At 74.1% G+C, this 21,460-nt stretch carries 20 protein-coding genes and 1 riboswitch; of the genes, 9 read left to right on the top strand and 11 right to left on the bottom strand.

Annotated elements, in window-relative coordinates; genetic code table 11:
• Positions 1-262 precede the first annotated feature (262 nt).
• The 4 genes from AB0883_RS22980 to pdhA form a co-directional block, all read right to left on the bottom strand.
• Complete coding sequence (locus AB0883_RS22980) at positions 263-1,963, bottom strand: right-handed parallel beta-helix repeat-containing protein (protein ID WP_366643246.1); 1,701 nt, start codon at positions 1,961-1,963, stop codon at positions 263-265.
• A gap of 88 nt (positions 1,964-2,051) precedes the next feature.
• Positions 2,052-3,428 carry a dihydrolipoamide acetyltransferase family protein gene (locus AB0883_RS22975; RefSeq protein ID WP_366643245.1) on the bottom strand — a complete coding sequence of 459 codons (1,377 nt, stop codon included), beginning with the start codon at positions 3,426-3,428 and terminating at the stop codon, positions 2,052-2,054.
• A complete protein-coding gene (locus tag AB0883_RS22970) occupies positions 3,425-4,441 on the bottom strand; it encodes an alpha-ketoacid dehydrogenase subunit beta (protein WP_366643244.1) in 1,017 nt (338 codons plus the stop codon). Before AB0883_RS22970 ends, AB0883_RS22975 begins: the two co-directional genes overlap by 4 nt.
• Positions 4,441-5,607 (bottom strand): pyruvate dehydrogenase (acetyl-transferring) E1 component subunit alpha, encoded by a 1,167-nt coding sequence (pdhA, locus tag AB0883_RS22965; RefSeq protein ID WP_121398694.1) that lies wholly within the window; start codon positions 5,605-5,607, stop codon positions 4,441-4,443. Before pdhA ends, AB0883_RS22970 begins: the two co-directional genes overlap by 1 nt.
• Positions 5,608-5,711: 104 nt before the next feature.
• On the opposite strand from pdhA, the gene AB0883_RS22960 reads away from it, so the two are divergent.
• Entirely contained in the window at positions 5,712-6,218 is a 507-nt protein-coding gene (locus AB0883_RS22960) for an Lrp/AsnC family transcriptional regulator (RefSeq protein ID WP_366643243.1), read from the top strand.
• Between the two features lie 43 nt (positions 6,219-6,261).
• Here the strand turns inward: AB0883_RS22960 and AB0883_RS22955 are convergent, their stop codons facing one another.
• Positions 6,262-7,233, bottom strand: coding sequence for a DNA primase small subunit domain-containing protein (locus AB0883_RS22955; RefSeq protein WP_366643241.1), 972 nt, complete (start codon positions 7,231-7,233; stop codon positions 6,262-6,264).
• Between the two features lie 163 nt (positions 7,234-7,396).
• Positions 7,397-7,627, bottom strand: a complete 231-nt coding sequence (locus tag AB0883_RS22950; protein WP_366643364.1) for a hypothetical protein — start codon at positions 7,625-7,627, stop codon at positions 7,397-7,399.
• A 211-nt stretch (positions 7,628-7,838) separates the two neighbouring features.
• Here AB0883_RS22950 and AB0883_RS22945 point away from each other — a divergent pair, with 211 nt between their 5' ends.
• The 7 genes from AB0883_RS22945 (at position 7,839) to AB0883_RS22915 (ending at position 14,190) form a co-directional block, all read left to right on the top strand.
• Positions 7,839-8,894 (top strand): sigma-70 family RNA polymerase sigma factor, encoded by a 1,056-nt coding sequence (locus AB0883_RS22945; protein WP_366643240.1) that lies wholly within the window; start codon positions 7,839-7,841, stop codon positions 8,892-8,894.
• Between the two features lie 105 nt (positions 8,895-8,999).
• Positions 9,000-9,503, top strand: a complete 504-nt coding sequence (locus AB0883_RS22940) for a DUF899 family protein (protein ID WP_366643239.1) — start codon at positions 9,000-9,002, stop codon at positions 9,501-9,503.
• Between the two features lies 1 nt (position 9,504).
• On the top strand, positions 9,505-10,227 hold the full coding sequence (locus AB0883_RS22935) for an alpha/beta hydrolase (protein WP_366643237.1): 723 nt from the start codon (positions 9,505-9,507) through the stop codon (positions 10,225-10,227).
• A 126-nt stretch (positions 10,228-10,353) separates the two neighbouring features.
• Positions 10,354-11,085, top strand: a complete 732-nt coding sequence (locus AB0883_RS22930) for a histidine phosphatase family protein (RefSeq protein ID WP_366643236.1) — start codon at positions 10,354-10,356, stop codon at positions 11,083-11,085.
• Complete coding sequence (locus tag AB0883_RS22925; RefSeq protein WP_366643235.1) at positions 11,069-11,938, top strand: NAD(P)H-hydrate dehydratase; 870 nt, start codon at positions 11,069-11,071, stop codon at positions 11,936-11,938. Before AB0883_RS22930 ends, AB0883_RS22925 begins: the two co-directional genes overlap by 17 nt.
• 149 nt (positions 11,939-12,087) lie before the next feature.
• Positions 12,088-13,575: a S8 family serine peptidase gene (locus tag AB0883_RS22920; RefSeq protein WP_366643233.1), complete on the top strand. Its 1,488-nt coding sequence runs from the start codon at positions 12,088-12,090 to the stop codon at positions 13,573-13,575.
• 114 nt (positions 13,576-13,689) lie between these two features.
• A complete protein-coding gene (locus tag AB0883_RS22915; RefSeq protein WP_366643232.1) occupies positions 13,690-14,190 on the top strand; it encodes a hemerythrin domain-containing protein in 501 nt (166 codons plus the stop codon).
• A gap of 42 nt (positions 14,191-14,232) precedes the next feature.
• Here the strand turns inward: AB0883_RS22915 and AB0883_RS22910 are convergent, their stop codons facing one another.
• Together AB0883_RS22910 and AB0883_RS22905 are read right to left on the bottom strand one after the other, a co-directional pair.
• The gene (locus tag AB0883_RS22910; protein WP_366643231.1) at positions 14,233-15,084 is read right to left on the bottom strand and encodes a metallophosphoesterase; all 852 of its coding nucleotides are present in this window, start codon (positions 15,082-15,084) and stop codon (positions 14,233-14,235) included.
• 91 nt (positions 15,085-15,175) lie between these two features.
• Complete coding sequence (locus AB0883_RS22905; RefSeq protein WP_366643230.1) at positions 15,176-15,982, bottom strand: SDR family NAD(P)-dependent oxidoreductase; 807 nt, start codon at positions 15,980-15,982, stop codon at positions 15,176-15,178.
• A gap of 173 nt (positions 15,983-16,155) precedes the next feature.
• Positions 16,156-16,245: riboswitch (ZMP/ZTP riboswitch) on the top strand.
• Between the two features lie 17 nt (positions 16,246-16,262).
• Between AB0883_RS22905 and AB0883_RS22900 the strand changes: the two genes are divergently transcribed.
• A complete protein-coding gene (locus tag AB0883_RS22900; protein WP_366643229.1) occupies positions 16,263-17,702 on the top strand; it encodes a glycine hydroxymethyltransferase in 1,440 nt (479 codons plus the stop codon).
• Between the two features lie 190 nt (positions 17,703-17,892).
• Here the strand turns inward: AB0883_RS22900 and AB0883_RS22895 are convergent, their stop codons facing one another.
• The 3 genes from AB0883_RS22895 to AB0883_RS22885 all read right to left on the bottom strand — a co-directional run bounded on the left by AB0883_RS22895 (position 17,893) and on the right by AB0883_RS22885 (position 21,458).
• Entirely contained in the window at positions 17,893-19,575 is a 1,683-nt protein-coding gene (locus tag AB0883_RS22895; protein WP_366643228.1) for a ribulokinase, read from the bottom strand.
• Between the two features lie 226 nt (positions 19,576-19,801).
• Positions 19,802-20,062: a hypothetical protein gene (locus AB0883_RS22890; RefSeq protein ID WP_121398707.1), complete on the bottom strand. Its 261-nt coding sequence runs from the start codon at positions 20,060-20,062 to the stop codon at positions 19,802-19,804.
• A gap of 67 nt (positions 20,063-20,129) precedes the next feature.
• On the bottom strand, positions 20,130-21,458 hold the full coding sequence (locus tag AB0883_RS22885) for a PLP-dependent aminotransferase family protein (RefSeq protein ID WP_366643227.1): 1,329 nt from the start codon (positions 21,456-21,458) through the stop codon (positions 20,130-20,132).
• Positions 21,459-21,460 lie beyond the last annotated feature (2 nt).

Here is a 21,460-nt window from a genome sequence, read left to right as displayed (position 1 = left end):
TTTCGGAGGAATCGCGAAAGCAATTATGGGAAGCATTTCCCGCACTGCACGGAATAGGGCCGCACGCGCCGGTTTCCGGGTCCGTCCGGAATCGCCCGACGCGCCACCGCCGGCCCCCGGACTGCCGCCGCGTCCGGGTTCGGACCACGGCGTCGTCGGTGTCGGCGGACAGCCGTCGGCCCCACCCGCGCCGGCGGCGAGGCGACGCCGTGCGGCACGACGCGGCACAACGCCGGCGGGGTGGCAACTACGCCGGTCGTCGTCAGCCGTGGTTGCGTTCCCACCGGCCGCCGACAGGTGGGGTGTCCAGTCGGATGGCGGAGTCCGCGTTGCCGGCGAGGTCGTTGTCCTCGACCCGGCAGTCCACGCAGCTGCCCCGCTCGGTGATCCACAGTCCGTGGCTCTGCGTGCTCGGCTCCCGGTTGTCCCAGATCCGGTTGCCCCGGATGGTGGCCGACTCGACGGCCGCGTTGATCGCGATGCCGGCCCGCACCGGCGGTCCGGCGGGCAGCTCGTACGCCGTGCCCGGCGCCGGAGTGGCCCCGCTCCACCCGCTCGGGGAGTCCGGCCGGATCGGCGCGAGGGTGAGCTCGGTGTCGTCGTTGGCCGCCACCACGGCGATCCGCTCGCCGACCCGCACCACCTTGCCCCGGTGGCCGTCGTTCGGCCAGTTCGCCCGCCGGTTCACCACCGACTTCTCGGTGTACCGCACCGAGTCCCCGTGTTCGCTCGTCGCCGGCGCCCACTGCCGCCCGTTGTTCCGGATCCGGTTGGCGACCAGGAAGGCGTCGCGGACCGGACGGTCGATGCGGATGGCGTCGGCGCTGTTGCCGTAGAAGTCGTTGCTCTCGATGACGATCTCCTCGGCGGTCCGCTCCTCGGACCCGCCGAGGTTGCGCTGGTGGTAGCCGTACCGGCCGTTGCCGCTGATCCGGTTGCCGCGGATCGTGTACGGGCCGGGGGTGTCGCCGATGCTGACCCCGTCGCGCAGGTTGCCGTCGATGACGCAGTCGGTGAGGATGCCGCCCCGCCCGGCGGTGTGCGTGGTGCCCTTCGCCGAGACGTGGAAGCCCGCCTCCAGGTTCCCCGTCATGGTGCAGGAGGAGACGATCAGTCCGTTGGCGCCCCAGTCGGAGATGCCGAAGCGGTTGCCCTGGGCGTGGCAGCCGATGATCCGCACCCCCCGTGGCCGCAGGTGGTCCGCCTTCTGCAACTCCAGGAAGATGCCGTTGGTGGCGTTGGCCACGGCGCTGCAGTTGACGATGTTGAACCGCTCGACGCTGCCCCAGCCGCCGATGCCGACGCCGATGCCGGCGCCGCCCATCTCGGTACCGCTGTCCAGCCGTCCGCACCCGACCACCAGCACGCCCTCGATCAGGCAGTCCTGGAGGAAGTCGCAGCCCAGTCCGGTGGCGGCGGTGTGGTGGATGTACAGGTTGCGGAAGGTGCCCCGCACGACGTACTGCAACCCGAGCCCCTTGGCCAGCGGGTTGTAGTCCGCCGACGCCACGCCCGAGCCGTCGATCTCGAAGTCGGAGAAGGTGCAGTCGGCCAGGTGCCGGTTCCGGTCGGCACCGTGCTCGTTCGTGGTGTAGAAGGCCAGCGGCGCCGGATCGGCCCGGTTGCCCGAGTTGCTGAGCACGAAGCGGGTCGCCCCCGGGCCGGCGCCGACGAGCGACACCCCGGTACGCCACACGGTGCCCGAGTCCCGCATCGAGTAGACCCCGGGCGGGCAGTAGATGATCCGGGCCCGGCCGTCGGCGGCGTACGCGTCGCCGAGCCGGTCCACCAGCGCGGCGAGCGCCGGCTGGTCGTTGGCCACCCCGTCGCCGGTCAGGCCGTGCTCCCGGGCGTCGCAGAGCAGCGGGGCGCCGGCCACCGCGTGACGGCGCACGCCGCCGGCGGAGGGTATGTCCGGATACGCCACCTCGTCCTCCCCTCGGCGAGACTGCCCGGCCCGCATTCCCGGCCCGTCCCCGGGAAAACACGGGCCGCGACGGCGACGGCCCCGGCGCCGCCGGGAGGCGGAGCCGGGGCCGTCGCGGCCGGGGTCAGACGTTGGCGATCAGCACCGCCGGCCGCTCGACGCAGTCGGCGACGTGCCGCAGGAAGCCGCCGGCCACCCCGCCGTCGCAGACCCGGTGGTCGAAGGTCAGGCTGAGCTGCGTCACCTTCCGCACCGCGAGCTGCCCGTCCACCACCCAGGGCTTGTCCACGATCCGTCCCACCCCGAGAAGCGCCGCCTCCGGGTGGTTGATGATCGGGGTGGAGCCGTCGACGCCGAAGACGCCGTAGTTGTTGAGCGTGAACGTGCCGCCGGTCAGCCGGGCCGGGGGCAGCGTGCCGGCCCGGGCGGCCATGGTGGTCGCGGTCAGCTCGGCGGCCAGTTCGGCGGTGGTGAGCCGCTGCGCGTCCCGCAGCACCGGCACGACCAGCCCCCGGTCGGTCTGGGCGGCGATGCCCAGGTGCACCCCGGCGGACTGGACGATCCGCTGGCCCTCGGTGTCGACCCGGGCGTTGAGCTGCGGGTACCGGCGCAGCCCGGACAGGCAGATCCGGGCCAGCAGGGCCAGGATGCTCACCGGCGCGTCCGGGGTCGCCGCGTTGATCGCCGCGCGGGTCTCCAGCAGCCCGGTGGCGTCCACGTCCACCCAGATGGTCACCTCGGGGATCTCCCGCCGGCTGCGGGAGAGCTTGTCGGCGATCGCCTTGCGGATGCCGGTCAGCGGGACGACCACGTCCTCGGCGCCGGGGACGGCCGGCGGGGCGGGCTCGTCCGGCACCGCGGCGAGCCGGGCGGCGGGCGTGGCCGCCTCGGCGACGGCGGCCTCCACGTCCGCCCGGCGCACCACGCCGCCCGGGCCGGTGCCGCGCAGGGTGGCCAGGTCGAGGCCGTGCTCGCGGGCCAGCCGGCGCACGATCGGCGAGATGACCAGGGGCGCCGCCGCGCCGTGCGGGCGGTCGGCCGAATCCGCCGCGGTCGCCGCCGCCGGGGCGGGAGCCGCCGCCGGGGCGGCCGGGGTGGGCTCGGGCGCGGCCACGAGACGGGGGCGGCGACGCCGCCGTCCCGGGCCGCCGTGGCCGGTGCCGTACCCGATGAGGACGTTGCCGGAGCCGGCCCGCTCCTCCTCGCGGTAGGTGGCGTGCCCGGCGGGCTCGTCGCCGGCGCCGCCGTCGAGCGGCGCGATGGTGATCAGCGGCTGGCCGACCGGGCGGGTCTCGCCCGCCGCGCCGTGCAGCGCCACGACCCGCCCGGCGTACGGGCAGGGCACGTCGACGACGGCCTTGGCGGTCTCCACCTCCACGACGCTCTGGTCCACCGTGACCACGTCGCCAACGGCGACCCGCCACTCGACGATCTCGGCCTCGCTCAGCCCCTCGCCCAGGTCGGGCAGGAGGAAGACCTGCGCCCCGTCCACGGTGGTCACGCCGCGCTCCCCCGGCTCAGCCAGCGCCCGTCGGGCTGGTCGTCCCACTGGAGCCGGGCCACCGTGTCGAGCACCCGGTCCACCGACGGCAGGTGGGTGTGCTCCAGCATCGGCGCCGGGTACGGGATGTCCAGCCCGGACACCCGCAGCACCGGGGCGTGCAGGGCGTGGAAGCAGCGCTCCTGGACCCGGGCGGCGATCTCGGCGCCCACCCCGGCGAAGCCCTGCGCCTCCTGGATCACCACGCACCGGCCGGTACGCCGGACCGAGGCCGTGACGGTCTCGTCGTCGAACGGCACGATGCTGCGCACGTCCACGACCTCGAGGTCCCAGCCCTCCTCGCGGGCGGCCTCGGCGGCCTCCAGCGCGACCGGCACCGCCGGCCCGTACGCGACGAGGGTCGCGTCGCGGCCGGGGCGACGCACGACCGCCCGGCCGATCGGCGCGGTGGCCGCGGGAAGCTGCGCCTCGGCGCTGGAGAAGTAGAGCTTCTTCGGCTCCATGAACACGACCGGGTCGGGGTCCTCGATCGCCTGGCGCAGCAGCGAGTACGCGTCCTCCACCGTCGCCGGGGTGACGACCTTCAGCCCGGGGGTGTGCGCGTAGTACGCCTCGCTGGAGTCGCAGTGGTGCTCGACGCCGCCGATGCCGCCGGCGTACGGCACCCGGATGACGATCGGCACGCTGAGCGCGCCCCGGGTGCGGTTGCGCAGCTTCGCCACGTGCGAGGCGATCTGCTCGAACGCCGGGTACGCGAACGCGTCGAACTGCATCTCGACCACCGGGCGCAGCCCGGACATGGCCATCCCGACGGCGAAGCCGACGATGCCGGCCTCGGCGAGCGGCGTGTCGAAGCAGCGCTTGTCGCCGAAGCGGGCCTGGAGGCCGTCGGTGATCCGGAAGACGCCGCCGAGCGCCCCGACGTCCTCGCCGAAGACGACCACCCGGTCGTCGTCGAGCATCGCGTCGGCGAGCGCGGCGTTGAGCGCCTTCGCCATGGTCAGGGCGGCCATCAGCGCTCACCCTCCTCGTCTGCGGCGGCGGCCAGCTCGGCGCGGACCTGCTCGCGCTGCTCGACCAGCTGCGGGGTGGGCTCGGCGTAGACGTGGTCGAAGAGGCTCATCGGGTCGACCGTCGGCTGCGCGTTCATCCGGGTGCGCAGGTCGGCGGCGTACGCCTCGGCCTCCTCGGCGACCGCGGCGACGGCGGCGTCGTCGAGCGCGCCCCGGGCCCGCAGGTACGTCTCCAGCCGGACCACCGGGTCCCGGTCCCGCCAGGCCTCGACCTCGGCGCCGTCGCGGTAGCGGGTCGCGTCGTCGGCGTTGGTGTGCGCCTCCATGCGGTAGGTGTGCGCCTCGACCAGGAACGGGCCCTTGCCCGAGCGGGCGTGCTCCACCGCGCGGGTGAGCACCGCGAGCACGGCCACCGGGTCGTTGCCGTCGACCTGTTCGCTGGGCACCCCGTAGCCGACGCCCTTGTACGCCAGCGACGGCGCGGCGGTCTGCCGGGACAGCGGGACGCTGATCGCGTACCGGTTGTTCTGCACGAAGTAGACGACGGGGGCCTTGAACACGGCGGCGAAGTTGACGCCCTCGTGGAAGTCGCCCTCGCTGGTCGCCCCGTCGCCGATGAACGCCAGCGCGACGGTGTCGCGCCCCTGGTACGCCTCGCCGTAGGCCAGCCCGGCGGCGTGCACGCACTGGGTCGCCAGCGGGGTGCATTGCGGGGCGGTGTGCCGCTCGGCGGGGTCGTACCCGCAGTGCCAGTCCCCGCGGAGCAGGGTCAGCACCTCGACCGGGTCGATGCCCCGGCTGACGAGGGCCATCGACTCCCGGTAGGTCGGGAAGACCCAGTCGGTGTCGCGCAGGGCGAGGACGGCACCGACCTGGCAGGCCTCCTGGCCGCGCGAGGACGGGTAGACGGCCAGCCGGCCCTGCTTGGTCAGCGCGGTGGCCTGGACGTCGAAGCGACGGCCGACGACCATCCGCCGGTGCATCTCGACGAGCGCCTCCACGGGCGGCTCGGGGTAGTCGGCGGGGGCGCGCAGCGGCGTGCCGGTCGGATCGAGCAGGCGGACGGGCTCGGTGGCCGGCAGCAGCGGCTTGGCCGGGTCGGGCGGGGTGGCCGCCCGGCGGCTGCGCGGGGATGCCCTGCGGACCGCCTCGGGTGTGGTCGTCACGGCGGGACCTCCTGGACGTGTGGTGGGCCTATGCTCCTGCTGTCGGATGATTGACTCAAGATCCAGGACGAACGCGGGACGGCTGGCATGGAAAAGGCGACGAGATGAGCCAGGAGTCCGGGGGCACGGCGGAGCGGGCGGCCGGAACGGGACGTTCGGCGCGACCGCTGGACGACGTCGACCGGCGGATCCTCGACGAGCTGGTCCGCGACGGCCGCACGTCGGTGCGCACCCTCGCCGAGCGGATCCACATCTCCCGCACCAACGCGTACGCCCGGGTCGAGCGGCTGCTGCGCGACGGGGTGATCACCGGCTTCCGGGCCCGGGTCGCGCCCGAGGCGGCGGGCCTGGGCACCTCGGCGTACATCGCGTTGAAGATCGAACAGAACACCTGGCGGGAGGTGTCGGCGGAACTGGCCCGGGTCCGCTACATCGAGCACGCCGCCCTGCTCGGCGGCGACCACGACGTGCTCGCCCTGGTCCGGGCACCGGACAACGCCACCCTGCGCGACGTGGTGCTGGGCCGGGTGCAGGGCATCGCCGGCGTGCTCTCCACCCGCACCTGGCTGGTCTTCGAGGAGTTCGACGGCGAACGCAGCCCGTGGGAGTGAGCCGACGCGCCCAGCATCTCCCGGCGGGCCCCGACCGGCCGGCTCAGCGCTCCGGCGGGGCCTCCAGCCCCTCCCGGTCGGCCAGCTCCAGCAGCGGTTCCAGGGAGAACCGCCGGTCGTCGAGGCCCGCGTGCGGGTCGCCGCGCTCGGCGAACCGGGCGGGCATCGTGGTCACGGCGAAGTCCTCCGGCCGGACGTCGTCCAGCTCCGACCAGTCCAACGGCGCGGAGACCAGCGCCTGCGGGGTGGGGCGGATGGAGTACGCCGAGGCCATCGTGTGGTCCCGGGACATCTGGTTGTAGTCGACGAAGACCGGCCGGTCCCGCTGCTCCCGCCACCAGGTGGTGGTGACCAGCTCCGGCAGCCGGCGTTGCATCTCCCGGCCCAGCGCCAGCACCGCCCGCCGGCAGTCGCCGAAGCTCCAGCGGGGCTCGATGGAGAGGTAGACGTGCAGGCCCCGCCCGCCGGTGGTCTTCGGGTAGCCGGTCAGGCCCAGCTCGGCGAGGAACGCGCGCACCTCGTGGGCCACCGGCACCACCTGGCCGAAGCCCACCCCCGGCATCGGATCCAGGTCGATGCGCAGCTGGTCGGGTCGCTCGACGTCGGCGGCGGAGACCGGCCACGGGTGGAACCGCAGCGTGCCGAGGTTGGCCGCCCAGATCACCACCGCCAGTTCGCTCGGCGCGACCTCGTCGGCCGTACGCCCGCTCGGGAAGGTGATGTGGGCGGTGCGGACCCAGTCGGGCGCCCCCGCCGGCAGCCGCTTCTGATAGAAGGCGTCGCCCCGGTTGTCCTGCCGGGTGCCGATCTTCGCGCCGTCGAAGACGCCACGCGGCCACCGCTCGAGCATGGTCGGCCGGTCCCGCAGGGCGCGCAGGACGCCGTCGCCGACGGCGAGGAAGTAGCGCACCACGTCCAGCTTGGTCAGCCCGAGTTGCGGGAAGTACGGCTTGTCGGGGCTGGAGACGCGCACCAGCCGCTCCCCCACCTGGATCTCCTCGGCCGGCGTCGCCACGCCTGACACCGTAACCCGCCCGGTCGGCCGGCACGCCCCGTCACGGCCCCGCGCGCCGGCACCTCGGCCGGCCGCCGGCTCCGGATGGCGTCGCCGGCACCGGCGGTCGTACGCGGCGGCCGGGCGGCCCGTCTCCGGCCGTCCGACCGCCGGCGGTGCCGACTCAGCTCATCTCCTCCTGGAGACGCGCCAGGAGCATCCGCTTGCCCTGCTCGCCCGCCTTGCGGTTGTTCTCCTGGATCTTCCGGAACCAGGTGGCCAACTCCGTGTCGCCCCGCGCGTCGGCGTCGGCGACGTAGTTCTCCAACTGCCAGATGTGCTGCAACGACATCTGCAGCGCGTGGATCAGGTCGTAGTTCTGGTCCTTCACCGGGCTCGCCGGCTCCCTGACCATGGTGGCCACGGCGCACCTCCCCGTCTCGGTGATCGATGGACGCGCCGCTTACCCGGCCCCGCCCCGATCACGCCCCGCCGCGCCGGGCCCCGGCCGATCTGGTCGACGCCTTCCGGGCCGGAACCGGACGACGGTGACGACTCCGTCGGTCGTCGTACCGGTGGGTTACGGTGCGTCGATGATCCGATGACCGGGACGGGGGAGACAGTTCGTGGGTGAAGGTGGCGCGGGATCGGGCGGAAGCGGGGTGACCGTGGCCGGCGCGGCCCTCCGGTCGGGCGACGAGCAGGCCTTCGCGGAGCTGACCGACCGGCACCGGCGGGAGTTGCAGGTGCACTGCTACCGGATGCTCGGGTCGTTCGACGACGCCGAGGATCTCGTGCAGGAGACGTTCCTGCGGGCCTGGCGCAGCCGGGAGAGCTTCCAGGGCCGCTCCACCGTGCGGGCCTGGCTCTACCGGATCGCCACCAACGCCTGTCTCGACTTCCTCGACCGCCGCCAGCGACAGCCGGGTCCGCTCGTCGCGCCGACGTCGTCGCGGGTCTCCGGGCCCGGCCGGGCCTCGTTGCCGCAGGCGGAAGTCCCCTGGCTCCAGCCCTATCCGGACCGGTTGCTCGATCCGCCCGCCCCGCCCGACGTCGAGCCGGACGCGGCACTGGTGGCCAAGGAGACCATCGAACTGGCGTTCCTCGCCGCGATCCAGCACCTGCCGCCCCGGCAACGGGCGGTGCTCATCCTGCGCGACGTGCTCGGCTGGCCGGCGGCGGACACCGCCGCGCTGCTCGACGGCACGGTCGCCGCGGTCAACAGCGCCCTGCAACGGGCGCGCGCCACCCTCCGGCAGCGCCTGCCGGAACGGCGGACGGAGTGGCCGGCGGCGACCGACCCGAGCGCCGAGGAACGGGCGGTGCTCCAGCGGTACGTGGCGGCGACCGAAAGCGCCGACCTGACCGCGCTGGCGGCGTTGCTGCGCGAGGATGCCCGCTTCACCATGCCGCCCAAGCCGACCTGGTACGAGGGACGGGACGCGATCATCGAGTGCTGGGCGCCCGCGCTGGTCGGGCCCACCGCCTGGAAGGACTGGTGTCACGTGCCCACCCGGGCCAACCGCCAGCCCGCCGTCGCCTGCTACGTGCGTGGACCGGGCCGGTCCCGCTACCACGCGCTGGGCCTCGACGTGCTCCGCATCGAGGGTGGCGAGGTCACGGAGGTCACCGCGTTCCCGCCCCGCGTCTTTCCGGCCTTCGGGCTGCCGATGACCCGTTGACGGATGGCGGCGATGAGTTCCCACGCGCCCCGCCGTCTCAACGGGGTGGCCGGCGGTGCGGCGCGACGCTGACATCGCCGGATGGACGGAGGCAGGAGAGACGCCATGACCCAGCCGAGAGTTGTCAGCCGAGACGAGTGGGAGGCGGCCCGTGCGGAACTGCTCGTCAGCGAGAAGGAGCTCACCCGGGCACGCGACGCGTTGAGCGCTCAGCGGCGCCGGCTACCGATGGTCCGGATCGACAAGGAGTACGTCTTCGACTCCCCGGACGGCCCGGTGGATCTGCCGGGTCTGTTCGACGGGGACTTCAATCCCGACTTCGGGGCCACCAGCGACGACGCGGAGTGCTCCGGGTTGAGTGTGTTCCTCCGCGACGGGGCGGACGTCTTCCACACCTACTCGTCCTTCTCACGGGGCGGCGACGCGTTGATCAACACCTACAACTACCTCGGCCTGACGGCGTTGGGCCGGCAGGAGGAGGGGCTCGAACATCCGCAGCAGTGGTGGCGGCACCACGACCGGTACGACGTCCGACGCCGCGAGACCCGGCGGCGCGACGCATCGCCCGCGCGGGCCACCGGCAACTCCCCGGAGCTGGAGGTTCACTGACGTGGCGACCTACGTCCTGATCCCGCCCGCGGGCAGCGGGCCCTGGTACTGGCACCTGCTGGCGGAGCAGTTGCGGGACCGGGGGCACGACGTGGTGGCGGTCGACCTGCCGTGCGACGACGACTCGGCGGGGCTGGTGGAGTACACCGACACCGCCGTCCGGGCCGTCGGGGACCGCACGGACCTGGTCGTCGTGGCCCAGTCGTTCGGCGCGTTCACCGGCCCGCTGGTGTGCGACCGGGTCCACGCGGACCTGCTCGTGCTGCTGACCCCGATGGTGCCCGCCCCCGGCGAGTCGCCGGGCGAGTGGTGGAGCGGCACCGGCTACGCGCAGGCCCGACGGGTCCAGGCCGAACGCGAGGGCTGGACGCCCGAGCAGGACGAGGACCCGAACGTCGTCTTCTTCCACGAGTTGCCGCCCCGGCTGGTCGAGGAGGCCACGGCGAACGCCCGGGACCAGTCGGGGACGCCGTTCGAGAAGCCCTGGCCGCTCGCCGCCTGGCCGGACGTGCCGACCCGGGCGCTGCTCTGCCGGGGTGACCGCTTCTTCCCGATCGACTTCCTGCGGAAGCTGGTGGCCGACCGGCTGGGGATCATCCCGGACGAGATGGACGGCGGGCACCCGGTGGCCCTGAGCCGGCCGCGGGAACTGGCCGACCGGCTGGAGGAGATCCGGCGGGAGGTCTGCGCGGTCGCCCGACGCGCGCCGGACCGCCGGCGCTGAGCGGTGCGCCGGGGCGGGCTGCGGAACGGCGCGACCCGGCGCACCGTCTCCGTCCGCTGCCCCGGCCGGATGACACCGAGTGGCGGGCCCGGTTACCTCGGCGGGCTTGCGGGTAGGGGTTGCCGCATGGCGGAACTGGCGACGCTCTGGATCGTCCGGCACGGCGAGAGCACGGCGAACGTGGCGGCCACGGCGGCCGAGACGTCCGGCGCCGAGCTGATCGACCTGACCCACCGGGACGCGGACGTGCCGTTGAGCCCGACCGGGGAGGAGCAGGCCCGGGCCACCGCGCGGTGGCTGGCCGGGCTGCCCGAGGCCCGCCGGCCGGACGTGGCGGTGGTGTCGCCGTACCTGCGGGCGGTGCGGACCGCCGAGCTGGCACTGGCCGGCACCGGGATCCCGCTCAGCCGCGACGAGCGACTGCGCGACCGGGAGCTGGGCATCCTGGACGGCCTGACCGGGCAGGGGGTGCGCCGGCGGCACCCGGAGGAGGCGGCGCGCCGCGACCGGCTCGGCAAGTTCTACTACCGGCCGCCGGGCGGAGAGTCCTGGACCGACGTGGCGCTGCGCCTGCGTGCCCTCCTCGGCGACCTGCGCCGCGACCACGAGGGCCGGCGCGTGCTGCTGTTCGGCCACGACGCCCTGGTCTTCCTGACCCGTTACCTCGTGGAGGGGCTCACCGAGGCGGAGCTGATGGCGCTGACCCGCGAGCACGTCATCGCCAACTGCTCGATCACCGGCTGGTCCGCCGGGACCGACGGCCGGCTGACCCCCGATGTGTTCAACGACGTCGGTCACCTGCGCGAGCAGGGCGCCCGACCGACCAGGGAGGACGAGGTCCATGCCGAACCGGTCTGACACGCGGGTGATCACCCCCGGTCTGCTGCGGGACTGGGCGCTGCCCGTGCCGACCGGCGGCAAGGAGGCCCGGGGCACGGTGCTGGTGGTCGGCGGCTCGCGGTTCACCCCCGGCGCGGTGCTGCTCGCCGGCGTGGCCGCGCTACGGGCCGGGGCCGGCGTGCTCCAGCTCGCCGCCGCCGAGTCCACCGCCGCCGCGCTGAGCATCCAGGTGCCCGAGGCGCTGGTGGTGGGGCTGCCGGAGACCACCGAGGGGGCGGTCGCGGGACGGCCCGGCGAGCTGCTGGGCGACCTGGTGGCCGAGGCGGACGTGGTGGCCGTCGGCCCCGGCCTGAAGGACATCGACGAGACCGGTCGCCTGCTGCGCCTGGTGCTCGACGCGGCCGGTCCGGAGACGTCGCTGGTGCTCGACGCGTACGCCCTGGGGGCCCTCAGCCACGCCCCTGACCTCCTGGTCGGGTCCGGCCGGCCGGTGGTGCTCACCCCCAACCTCACCGAGGCCCGGCACCTGCTCGACCGGGAGCCCGGCGACGACCTCGACGCCGAGGCGACGGAGCTGGCCCGCCGGTACGACGCGGTGGTGTCGCTCTACGGCCACATCGCCACCCCCGACGGCCGGAGCTGGCGGGAGGAGAGCGGCGACGCCGGTCTGGGCACCTCCGGCAGCGGGGACGTCCGCGCCGGGCTGCTGGCCGGGCTGCTGTCGCGGGGCGCGGAACCGGCACAGGCCGCCTGCTGGGCGGCGTTCGCCCACGCGGTGAGCGGTCAGCGGCTGGTCCCCCGGTTCGGCCGGATCGGTTTCCTCGCCCGGGAGCTGCTCGACGAGATCCCCCACACCCTGGCGACCGTCTGACACCTCCCGCCCGGGCCCCGCGGACGCGTGTAACGCCACCGGACGCCGCGACGCTGGTGCTTGCGGAGGCGTGCATCCCCGCCCGCCTCCCGCCGGTCGCTCCCCGCCAGGGGGCGTACCCCGGCTGGAAACAGCCCCTGGGAGTCTGTGTGAAGAACCTCCGTCGCAAGACACTGGCTGCCGCGTCCGCCGTGACGCTCGGCGTCGGCCTCGCCGTCGCCGGCGGGGTGGCCCCGGCGGCCTCGGCCGCCGGCCCGGACACCACGTTCCTGGTGCTCGCACCGCAGGGCGCCACGACCGACAAGGCGGCCGCCCGCGTGGCCGCCGCCAACGGCACCGTGGTGGCCAGCTACGACCAGATCGGCGTGCTCGTCGTCCGGTCGACCAACCCCGACTTCGTCACGGACGTGGCAGGCGCGGGCGTCGACTCGGTGGCGTCCACGGCCGGCCTGGGCACCGCCCTCGAGGAGGGCGAGACCCTGGAGGTCTCCGCGGCCGAGGCGGCCAACACGACCGCCGACCCGACCAAGGAGCCCCTCTTCGGTCAGCAGTGGGACATGCCGATGATCGACGTCCCGCAGGCCCACGCCGTCAACGCCGGCCGCGCCGACGTGGTGGTGGGCGTGCTGGACAGCGGCATCTCCTCCAGCCACCCCGACCTGGCCAGCCAGATCGCGAAGAACAAGAGCACGTCCTGCATCGGTGGGGTCTCCGACACCACCGAGTCCGCCTGGAACCCGACCACCTCCGACCACGGCACCCACGTGGCCGGCACCATCGCCGCCGCCGTCAACGGCGTCGGGGTGACCGGTGTGGCCCCGGGCGTCAAGGTGGCCGCCGTCAAGGTGGTCAACGACGACGGCTACATCTTCCCCGAGGCCGCGGTCTGCGGGTTCATCTGGGCCGCCGAGCAGGGCATGCGGGTGACCAACAACAGCTACTACATCGACCCGTGGGAGCTCAACTGCCGCAACGACGCACGCCAGCGTCCGGTGTGGAAGGCGGTCCAGCGGGCCCTGCGTTACTCGCAGAGCAAGGGCGTGCTGCACGTGGCGTCCGCGGGTAACTCGAACTTCGACCTCGCTCACAAGATCACCGACACGGGCAGCCCGAACAACGGGACGCCCGAGGAGCGCGAGAACCTCACCAACTCCTGCCTCGTCCTGCCGGGCGAGGCGCCGGGCGTGGTGACGGTGTCGGCGGTCGGCCCGACCGGGCAGAAGAGCTACTACTCCTCGTACGGCCAGGGCGTGATCGAGGTGACGGCGCCGGGTGGCGACACCCGCTTCCGTACCCGGGGTGTCAGCTCGACCCCGACCGACGGCATCCTGTCCACCACCTACAACACCACCACGAAGACCAACGGCTGGGGTTACAAGCAGGGCACCTCGATGTCCTCGCCGCACGCCGCCGGCGTGGCCGCCCTGGCCGTCTCGGCACACCCGGGCATGACCTCGGGTCAGCTGTCGGCCTTCCTGGGCAACACCGCCGAGGCGATCACGTGCCCCGGTGGCGTCTACAACCCGGTGCCGCTGATCGCGGCCGGCCCGAACGCCTACGACGCGACCTGCTCCGGCGGCAAGCGCAACGGCTTCTACGGCGCCGGCATGGTCAACGCGTACAACGTGGTGAAGTAACAGCACGGCACGACCCGTGGTGGGGCCCGGCGGTGATTCGCCGGGCCCCATCCGTTTTCGCTGCTCACCCCGGGGGTACGGGTGGAGGTGTCAGCCGAGCTAGGAGGTCATACGGTGTCCACCGATGCCATCGTCCTGTTGAAAGAGGACCACAAGGAGATGCGCCGCCTGTTCAAGGCGTTCCAGGATGCCGAGGAGGGTCCGGCGGCGCGGCGGCAGAAGCTGGTGAACGAGATCCTGGAAGCCCTCACGGTCCACACCTACCTCGAGAACGAGGTGATGTATCCCGAGGTCCGCAGGCTCCTGCCCGACCTGGAGGACGACATCCTCGAGTCGTACGAGGAACACCACGTCGCCGACGTGCTCTGCGCCGAGCTGTTCACCATGGACGCCGCCGACGAGCGCTTCAACGCCAAGACCACGGTGCTGATCGAGAACGTCCTGCACCACGTCGAGGAGGAGGAGCAGGAGTGGTTCCCGAAGGTGCGCGAGGCCCTCGGCCGTAAGCAGCTCCAGGAGATCGGCGAGCGGATGATCGAGCTGCGCGCCGACGCGCCCCGCAAGCCGACCGACCCGAAGGCGATCAAGAAGTCGCTGGACGCCGTGACGGCCTGAGCGGACGGCACTCGACGGGCCCCGGTGCGCCGGGGCCCGTCGTCACGCCGGGGGGCCGGGCAGGATCCGCCGCAGCGCCGGGGGCGCGGCCCGGGGCCGCCACTCCCGCGGGTAGCCCACCGAGACCTCCTCGAACCGCACCCCGTCGTGCCAGGTGGTACGGGGGATGTGCAGGTGGCCGTAGACCACCGCGGCGGCGTCGAAGCGCAGGTGCCAGTCGGCGGTGGACTCGGTGCCGCACCACTGGGCGAAGATCGGGTAGCGCAGCACCCGGGTCGGCTCGCGCAGCAGCGGCCAGTGGTTGACCAGCACCGTCGGCAGTCCCGGCTCCCGTTCGGCGAGCCGACGCGCGGTCTCGGCGACGCGGGCGGCACACCAGGCCGACCGGCTCGGGTACGGGTCGGGGTGCAGCAGGAACTCGTCGGTGCACACGATCCCCGTCCGGTACGCCTCCTCCAGCGCCGCCTCGGGGGTGTCGAACCCGTCCGGGCGCCAACTGTGGTCGTAGAGCAGGAACAGCGGCGCCACGACCACGGGCCCGCCCGTGCCCCGCCACACCGGGTACGGGTCCTCCGGGGTCAGCACGCCCAGCCGCCGGCAGACGTCGACCAGGTGCGCGTAGCGCGCGGCCCCGCGTAACGTCACCGGGTCGGCCGGCGGGGTCCACAGTTCGTGGTTGCCCGGCGCCCAGACCACCTTCGCGAAGCGACGGCTGAGCAGGCCGAGGGCCCACTCCACGTCGGCCACGGTGTCGCCCACGTCCCCGGCGACCAGCAGCCAGTCCCGCGGCGATCCGGGGCGAAGCCCCTCGACCACCTCCCGGTTGTCCCGGTGACCGACGTGCAGGTCGCTGATGGCGAGCAGGCTGCCGCCCTCGCCCTCCTCCCCCGCCATGCCGCCGATCATAGGCAGCGGCGCGCCCGACCGCGAAGTTCCCCCGCACCGGCGGCGGGCCCCCACGGCCCGCCGCCGCGCCCCGGAAGGGTCAGCTGCCGGAGCCCGGTTCGGCCATCCTGCGGTGCTGCGCCGCCTTGAGCCTGTCCGGGACGATCTTGCCGGCGGCGGTCTGCACCTTGTTGAGCAGCGAACCCGCGGTCACCGTCTGGTCGCCCCGCATCATCGCCGCGAAGCCCTGCTCGGCCACGGTCCGCGGGTCGTCCTTGCGTCCCGAGCCGACCCGGGTGTCCTCCATCTCGGCACGGGCGAAGAACTCCGTGTCGGTCGGCCCCGGCATCAGCGAGGTCACCGTCACCCCGGTGTCCTTCAGCTCGTTGCGCAGCGCCTCCGCGAAGGACTGCACGAACGACTTCGAGGCGTTGTAGACGGCCTGGAAGGGCCCCGGCATGGTCGCGGCGATCGACGAGGTGAACAGGACCCGGCCGGCGCCGCGCCGCACCATGCCCGGCAGCAGCAGCTTGGCCAGGTGCACCGTCGAGCGCACGTTCAGGTCGACGACCGCCAGCTCGTCCGCGATCGTGGTGCCCCCGACGAACTCCCCGCCGGCGCCCCGCCCGGCGTTGAGGGCCAGCGCGTCGACCGGGCGGCCGGTCGCGGCCACGGCCGCCGCCAGCGCCTCGACCCCCTCTGCGCGGGTCAGGTCGGCCCGGACGGGATCCACCCGGGGTCCCCCGTCGCGCCGCAGCCGCTCCGCCGCCGTGCCGATCCCGTCGTCCTCGGCGGCGACCACCAGGTCGTACCCGTGCTCGACGAACTGGGCCGCCAGTTCGTACCCGATGCCGCTGGACGCGCCGGTCACCACGGCGAACGGCCGGTCCGTGCCCGATGTGGTCATCTGCCCGTCACTCCCCTCGTCGACGGGCGGCCCGCGCACCGGGGCCGTCCCGGGGTGTGCTGTGCCCCGGTCCCGGGCCGGTCAATCCCCACGTCGACACCCGCCCGCCCCGCCGGGGGCCCGCCGCCGGGGCGAGGTGGGCCGGGAACCGCCAGGGTCGACCCGGTAGGATCGGCACGGGCCGTGACTGGCGCGTAGGGATGGAGAACCATCGGGAAGCGGTCCCGTCATGAGGACGCATGCCGAGCGCCTGGGCCTTCCGCACGTCACTGGAGGTCGCATGTCGTCGCTGAACGCCGAATCCACCGCCTTCCGCAGCGCCCTCGAGGTGATCCGCGCCGTCGAGCCCCGGGTGGCCGACGCCATCGGCGCCGAACTCGCCGACCAGCGCGAGTCGCTCAAGCTCATCGCCAGCGAGAACTACGCCTCCCCCGCCACCCTGCTGACCATGGGCAACTGGTTCAGCGACAAGTACGCCGAGGGCACCGTCGGCCGCCGCTTCTACGCGGGCTGCCAGAACGTCGACACCGTCGAGGCGCTCGCCGCCGAGCACGCCCGGGAGCTGTTCGGCGCCGCCCACGCGTACGTGCAGCCGCACTCCGGCATCGACGCCAACCTGGTGGCGTTCTGGGCGATCCTGGCCGACCGGGTGGAGTCGCCGGCGCTCAGGAAGGCCCAGGTGCGGCAGGTCAACGACCTCACCGAGGCGGACTGGTTCGCGCTGCGCCGGGAGCTGGGCAACCAGCGGATGCTCGGCATGTCGCTGGACGCCGGCGGCCACCTCACCCACGGGTTCCGGCCGAACATCTCCGGCAAGATGTTCGACCAGCGCAGCTACGGCACCGACCCGGTCACCGGCCTCGTGGACTACGACAAGGTCGCCGAGGCGGCCCGCGAGTTCAAGCCGCTGATCCTGGTCGCCGGCTACTCGGCGTACCCGCGGAAGGTCAATTTCCGGATCATGCGGGAGATCGCCGACTCGGTCGGCGCCACCTTCATGGTCGACATGGCGCACTTCGCCGGCCTGGTCGCCGGGAAGGTCTTCACCGGCGACTTCGACCCGGTGCCGCACGCGCACGTCGTCACCACCACCACGCACAAGTCGCTGCGCGGCCCGCGCGGCGGCATGGTGCTCTGCCAGCCCGAGCTGGCCGACCAGGTCGACCGGGGCTGCCCGATGGTGCTCGGCGGCCCGCTGCCGCACGTGATGGCCGCCAAGGCCGTCGCCCTCGCCGAGGCCCGCCGCCCCGACTTCGCCGACTACGCCCAGCGGATCGTCGACAACGCCCAGGCGCTCGCCGAGGGGCTGCTGCGGCGCGGCGGCAAGCTGGTCACCGGCGGCACCGACAACCACCTGGTGCTGATCGACGTCTCCGGCTACGGGCTGACCGGCCGGCAGGCCGAGCAGGCGCTGCTCGACTCGGGCATCGTCACCAACCGCAACTCCGTGCCGCAGGACCCGAACGGCGCCTGGTACACCTCCGGCATCCGGGTCGGCACCCCGGCGCTGACCAGCCGGGGGCTGGGCACCGCGCAGATGGACGAGACGGCCGAGCTGATCCACACCGTGCTCAGCCAGACCAAGCCGGGCGCGAACGCGGACGGCACCGCGTCCAAGGCCAAGTACGTCCTCGACCCGGCCGTCGCCGACCGGGTCGCCAAGCAGGCCAGCGACCTGCTGACCGGCTTCCCCCTCTACCCGGCCGTCGACCTCGGCTGAACCGCACCACCCGACGCCCCCGCCCGGCCCACCGAGCGGGGGCGTCCCCGTCCCCGCGCGCCGCCGCCAGAGCGGGCAACGCCCGGGCAACGCGTCGATCATGCGGTTCCGGTGCCCGTTCCAGGCGCCCTGATGTCGTTTTGCGGCCCACCACAACTGCATGATCGACGCGCTGGGTGGGGTGGGCGGGTCAGTGGGGGCGGTGGCGGAGGGTGCGGAGGCGGTGCAGGACGTGGGTGCCGCCACGGCCGAAGTGGTCGTGCAGGGCGCGGTACTCGGCGTACAGCTCGTCGTAGGCCGCCGCCCGGGCCGGGTCGGGGTGCCAGGTCTCGCGCCGGCCGGCGCCCATCGCCGCCGAGGCGGCCGGCACGTCCGGGTACGCACCGGCGGCGACCGCCGCGTGGATGGCCGCGCCCAGCGCCGCCGGGTGTGCGGAGTCGACCACGTGCAGCGGCCGGCCGAGCACGTCGGCGTAGATCCGCAGCAGCAACCGGTTGTCGGTCAGTCCGCCGGCCACGGTCAGTTCGTCGACGGCCACCCCGGCGGCGGTGAACGCGTCGACGACGGTCCGGGCACCGAAGGCGGTGGCCTCCAGCAGCGCCCGCCAGATCTCCTCGGGCCGGGTGGCCAGGGTCAGCCCGACCAGTACGCCGCTCAGCTCGTGGTCCATCAGCACCGAGCGGTTGCCGCTGTGCCAGTCCAGGGCCAGCAGCCCGTGCCCGCCCACCGGCTGGTCGGCGGCGAGGGTGTCCAGCAGCTCGTACGGGCTGAGCCCTCGGCGGCGCGCCTCGTCGGCGTAGCGGGCCGGCAGGGCGTTGCGCGCGTACCAGGCGAAGATGTCCCCGACCCCGCTCTGTCCCGCCTCGTAGCCCCAGGCCCCGGCGGTGACGCCCCCGTCGACCACGCCGCAGACGCCGGGCACCTCGCGGTACGCCGCCGCGTTCATGATCAGGCAGGTGGAGGTGCCGAGCACCGCCAGCATCCGGCCGGGCTCGACCGCGCGGGCCGCCGCGGCGGTGACGTGCGCGTCGATGGCGCCCGCCGCGACGGCGGTCCCGACCGGCAGCCCGGTCCACCGGGCCGCGTCGGCGGTGAGCCCGCCGGCCCGGGCGCCCATCGGCACGAGCGGGCCGTCGACGCGGGGCAGCAGCCCGTCGAGGCGGGGATGCAGGGCGCGCAGGAACTCCGCCGACGGGTACCGCCCGTCCTGCCGCAGCCCCTTGTAGCCCGCCGCGGAGACGTTGCGGGTCTCCCGGCCGCAGAGCTGCCAGACCAGCCAGTCCGCGGTCTCGATGAAGCGCTCCGCCCGGTCGAAGACCTCCGGATCCTCCTGGAGCACCTCCAGCGCCTTGGCGAGCTGCCACTCGGCGGAGACCCGGCCGCCGTAGCGGGGCAGCCAGCGCTCGCCGCGCGCGGCGGCGACGTCGTTGATCCGGGCGGCCTGCCGCTGGGCCGCGTGGTGCTTCCACAGCTTCGGGTACGCGTGCGGCCGCCCGGCCAGGTCGGGCAGCTCGCAGAGCGGGGTGCCGTCGGCGAGGGTGGGCAGCATCGTGCAGGAGGTGGCGTCGACGCCGATGCCGCACACGTCCTCGGCGCGGACCCCGGCGGCGCGTAGCGCGGCGGGCACCGCGACGCGGAGCACCTCGCGGTGGTCGTCGGGGTGCTGCAACGCCCAGTCCGGCGGCAGCGGCGTGCCGTCCGGCAGCCGCTCGGTGAGCACCCCGTGCCGGTACGGGTGGACGGCCTCGCCCCGGACGGTGCCGTCGGCGACGTCGACCACGACCGCCCGACCGGAGAGGGTGCCGAAGTCGACGCCCACGACGAACCGGGGTGACCCGGCCGCCGGCCGCGCCGCGTCTCCTGCTGCCGCCACGGCTCCTCCTCCCGCCGCGCGGCGTCGGCGCCCCGGGCGGGCGGCCGGTCGGCGACGGCGGGAGGAAACGCTAGCAACAATCGCCGCGCGCCCGGCACGCCGCCGACGGGTGGCGCCGTGGTACGAACCGGCGCCGGGGCGGCGTCGTGCGAACCGGATCCGGGCGGACCCGAGCCTCACCCGGGGCGGGCCCCGGGCGGCGGGGAGGAGGGGACGGGCCGCGGCCTCAGGCGACGGGCCGCTTCAGGTGGTAGCGGTGCACCTCGGTGCTGCCCTGGACGTTGTTCACGTCCTCGGCCGCGGAGACCAGTTCCCAGCCCTCCCGGCCGGCCCGGTTGAGGTGCGCGATCGCGGTGTCGCCGTACGCGGTGATGTCCCGGCGCGACCCGTCCGGGCCGTACCAGATGAAGCTGACATGGAAGTTGCGGCCCTGCCCCTGATAGCGGCGGACCAGCAACGCGTACTCCCAGGCGACCATGGCGTCCATTATGAGTGTCCACCCAGGACGGCGAAACACGGGCGGTCGCGCTTTGCCGTGCGGTGAACGCGGTGTGTCATCCCACGTCGGCCGTCGCCGCCCGGCGGGCCGTCTCGTCGGCGACCAGCGCGGCCAGCCGGTCCAGCCCGAGATCGATCTGGTCCGGGGTGACGGCGCTGACCGACAGCCGCAGCGCGTCGACCGGGGCGCCGTCGTCGTAGAAGTGCGCCATCGGCGTCCAGAGCAGCCCGTACTCCCGGGCGGAGCGGTGCAGCAGGGCGTCGTCGACACCGAACGGCACGGTGACCACGACGAAGAACCCGCCGGCCGGGACGTTCCAGCGCACCGGCGAGGTGCCCGCCGGGAAGCGCCGGGCCAGGCCGTCGACCAGGTGGCGCAGGTTGCGTCCGTACGCGGCCCGCTCCCGGACGGTGGCCGCCGCGAGGCTGCACCCGTGCTCCAGCAGCGCCCCGCCGACCACCGCCTGGGCGATGGCCGAGGTGTTCACCGTGACCATGCTCTTGATCTTGGCGAGCTGGTCGGCGAGCAGCCCCACGTTGCCGTCGGCGCCCGCGACCCGCTGGTCGGCGACCACGTAGCCCACGCGCGCGCCGGGCAGCACCGTCTTGGCGAACGAGCCCAGGTAGACCACCCGCCGCGCGGTGTCCAGCGCCTTGAGCGTCGGCGGCCGACCGGCGTCCGAGGCCGGAAAGAGACCGTACGGGTTGTCCTCCAGCAGCAGCAGGTCCTCCTCGGCGGCCAGGTCGAGCAGCCGCCGCCGGTCGGCGGGGCCGATGCTGGTCCCGGACGGGTTGGCGAAGTCCGGCATCACGTAGCAGGCGCGTGGGCGCAGCCCCGCCGCCCGGGCGAGGCGCACCTGCTCGCGCAGGTCGGCCAGGTCGATCCCGGCCGGGCCGCCCCGCACCGGCCGCACCGGCAGGTCCAGCAGCCGGGCGGCGCCGGTCAGCCCGACGTACGTCGGGGCGACGGCGAGCAGCACGTCGCGCGGGTCGGCCCGCAGCGCCCGCAGCACCAGGAACATCGCCTCCTGGCAGCCGACGGTCACCACGATCGCCTCCGGGTCGACCGTCATCCCCTCGTCGACGGCGAGGTTGCGGGCGACGAGGTGGTGCACGATGCCCTTGGTGCGGCCGTACTGAAACAGCGTCCGCTGCACCTGCGCGGGGCTCTGTCCGAGGTCGTCGGCCAGGTGCCGGCGGAACGTCTCCAGGTGCCGGTGCAGCGCCGCGACGTCGAAGAACTCCTCGTACGGCCGGCCGGCCGCCAGCGACACCGCGTCGGGATAGTGCTGCGCCACCTCGTTGAGGAAGTTCATCGAGTTCAGCGCCGGGTCGTCGACCGCCGGGTGCAGGTCGGCGACGCGCAGGTCCACCGGGTCGGCCACCG

Origin of the sequence: Micromonospora sp. NPDC047812, assembly GCF_040704175.1 — a bacterium.
Taxonomy (GTDB): domain Bacteria; phylum Actinomycetota; class Actinomycetes; order Mycobacteriales; family Micromonosporaceae; genus Micromonospora.
This window is presented reverse-complemented; position numbering and strand designations above follow the sequence as displayed.

What these genes read in the sequence shown, in the direction of transcription:
- AB0883_RS22905 (WP_366643230.1), bottom strand. Translation starts at nt 15,982, where the DNA reads ATGACCACATCGGGCACGGACCGGCCGTTCGCCGTGGTGACCGGCGCG.
- AB0883_RS22925 (WP_366643235.1), top strand. Translation starts at nt 11,069, where the DNA reads ATGCCGAACCGGTCTGACACGCGGGTGATCACCCCCGGTCTGCTGCGG.
- AB0883_RS22970 (WP_366643244.1), bottom strand. Translation starts at nt 4,441, where the DNA reads ATGGCCGCCCTGACCATGGCGAAGGCGCTCAACGCCGCGCTCGCCGAC.
- AB0883_RS22930 (WP_366643236.1), top strand. Translation starts at nt 10,354, where the DNA reads ATGGCGGAACTGGCGACGCTCTGGATCGTCCGGCACGGCGAGAGCACG.
- AB0883_RS22910 (WP_366643231.1), bottom strand. Translation starts at nt 15,084, where the DNA reads ATGGCGGGGGAGGAGGGCGAGGGCGGCAGCCTGCTCGCCATCAGCGAC.
- AB0883_RS22900 (WP_366643229.1), top strand. Translation starts at nt 16,263, where the DNA reads ATGTCGTCGCTGAACGCCGAATCCACCGCCTTCCGCAGCGCCCTCGAG.
- AB0883_RS22950 (WP_366643364.1), bottom strand. Translation starts at nt 7,627, where the DNA reads ATGGTCAGGGAGCCGGCGAGCCCGGTGAAGGACCAGAACTACGACCTG.
- AB0883_RS22960 (WP_366643243.1), top strand. Translation starts at nt 5,712, where the DNA reads ATGAGCCAGGAGTCCGGGGGCACGGCGGAGCGGGCGGCCGGAACGGGA.
- AB0883_RS22940 (WP_366643239.1), top strand. Translation starts at nt 9,000, where the DNA reads ATGACCCAGCCGAGAGTTGTCAGCCGAGACGAGTGGGAGGCGGCCCGT.
- AB0883_RS22980 (WP_366643246.1), bottom strand. Translation starts at nt 1,963, where the DNA reads ATGCGGGCCGGGCAGTCTCGCCGAGGGGAGGACGAGGTGGCGTATCCG.
- AB0883_RS22890 (WP_121398707.1), bottom strand. Translation starts at nt 20,062, where the DNA reads ATGGACGCCATGGTCGCCTGGGAGTACGCGTTGCTGGTCCGCCGCTAT.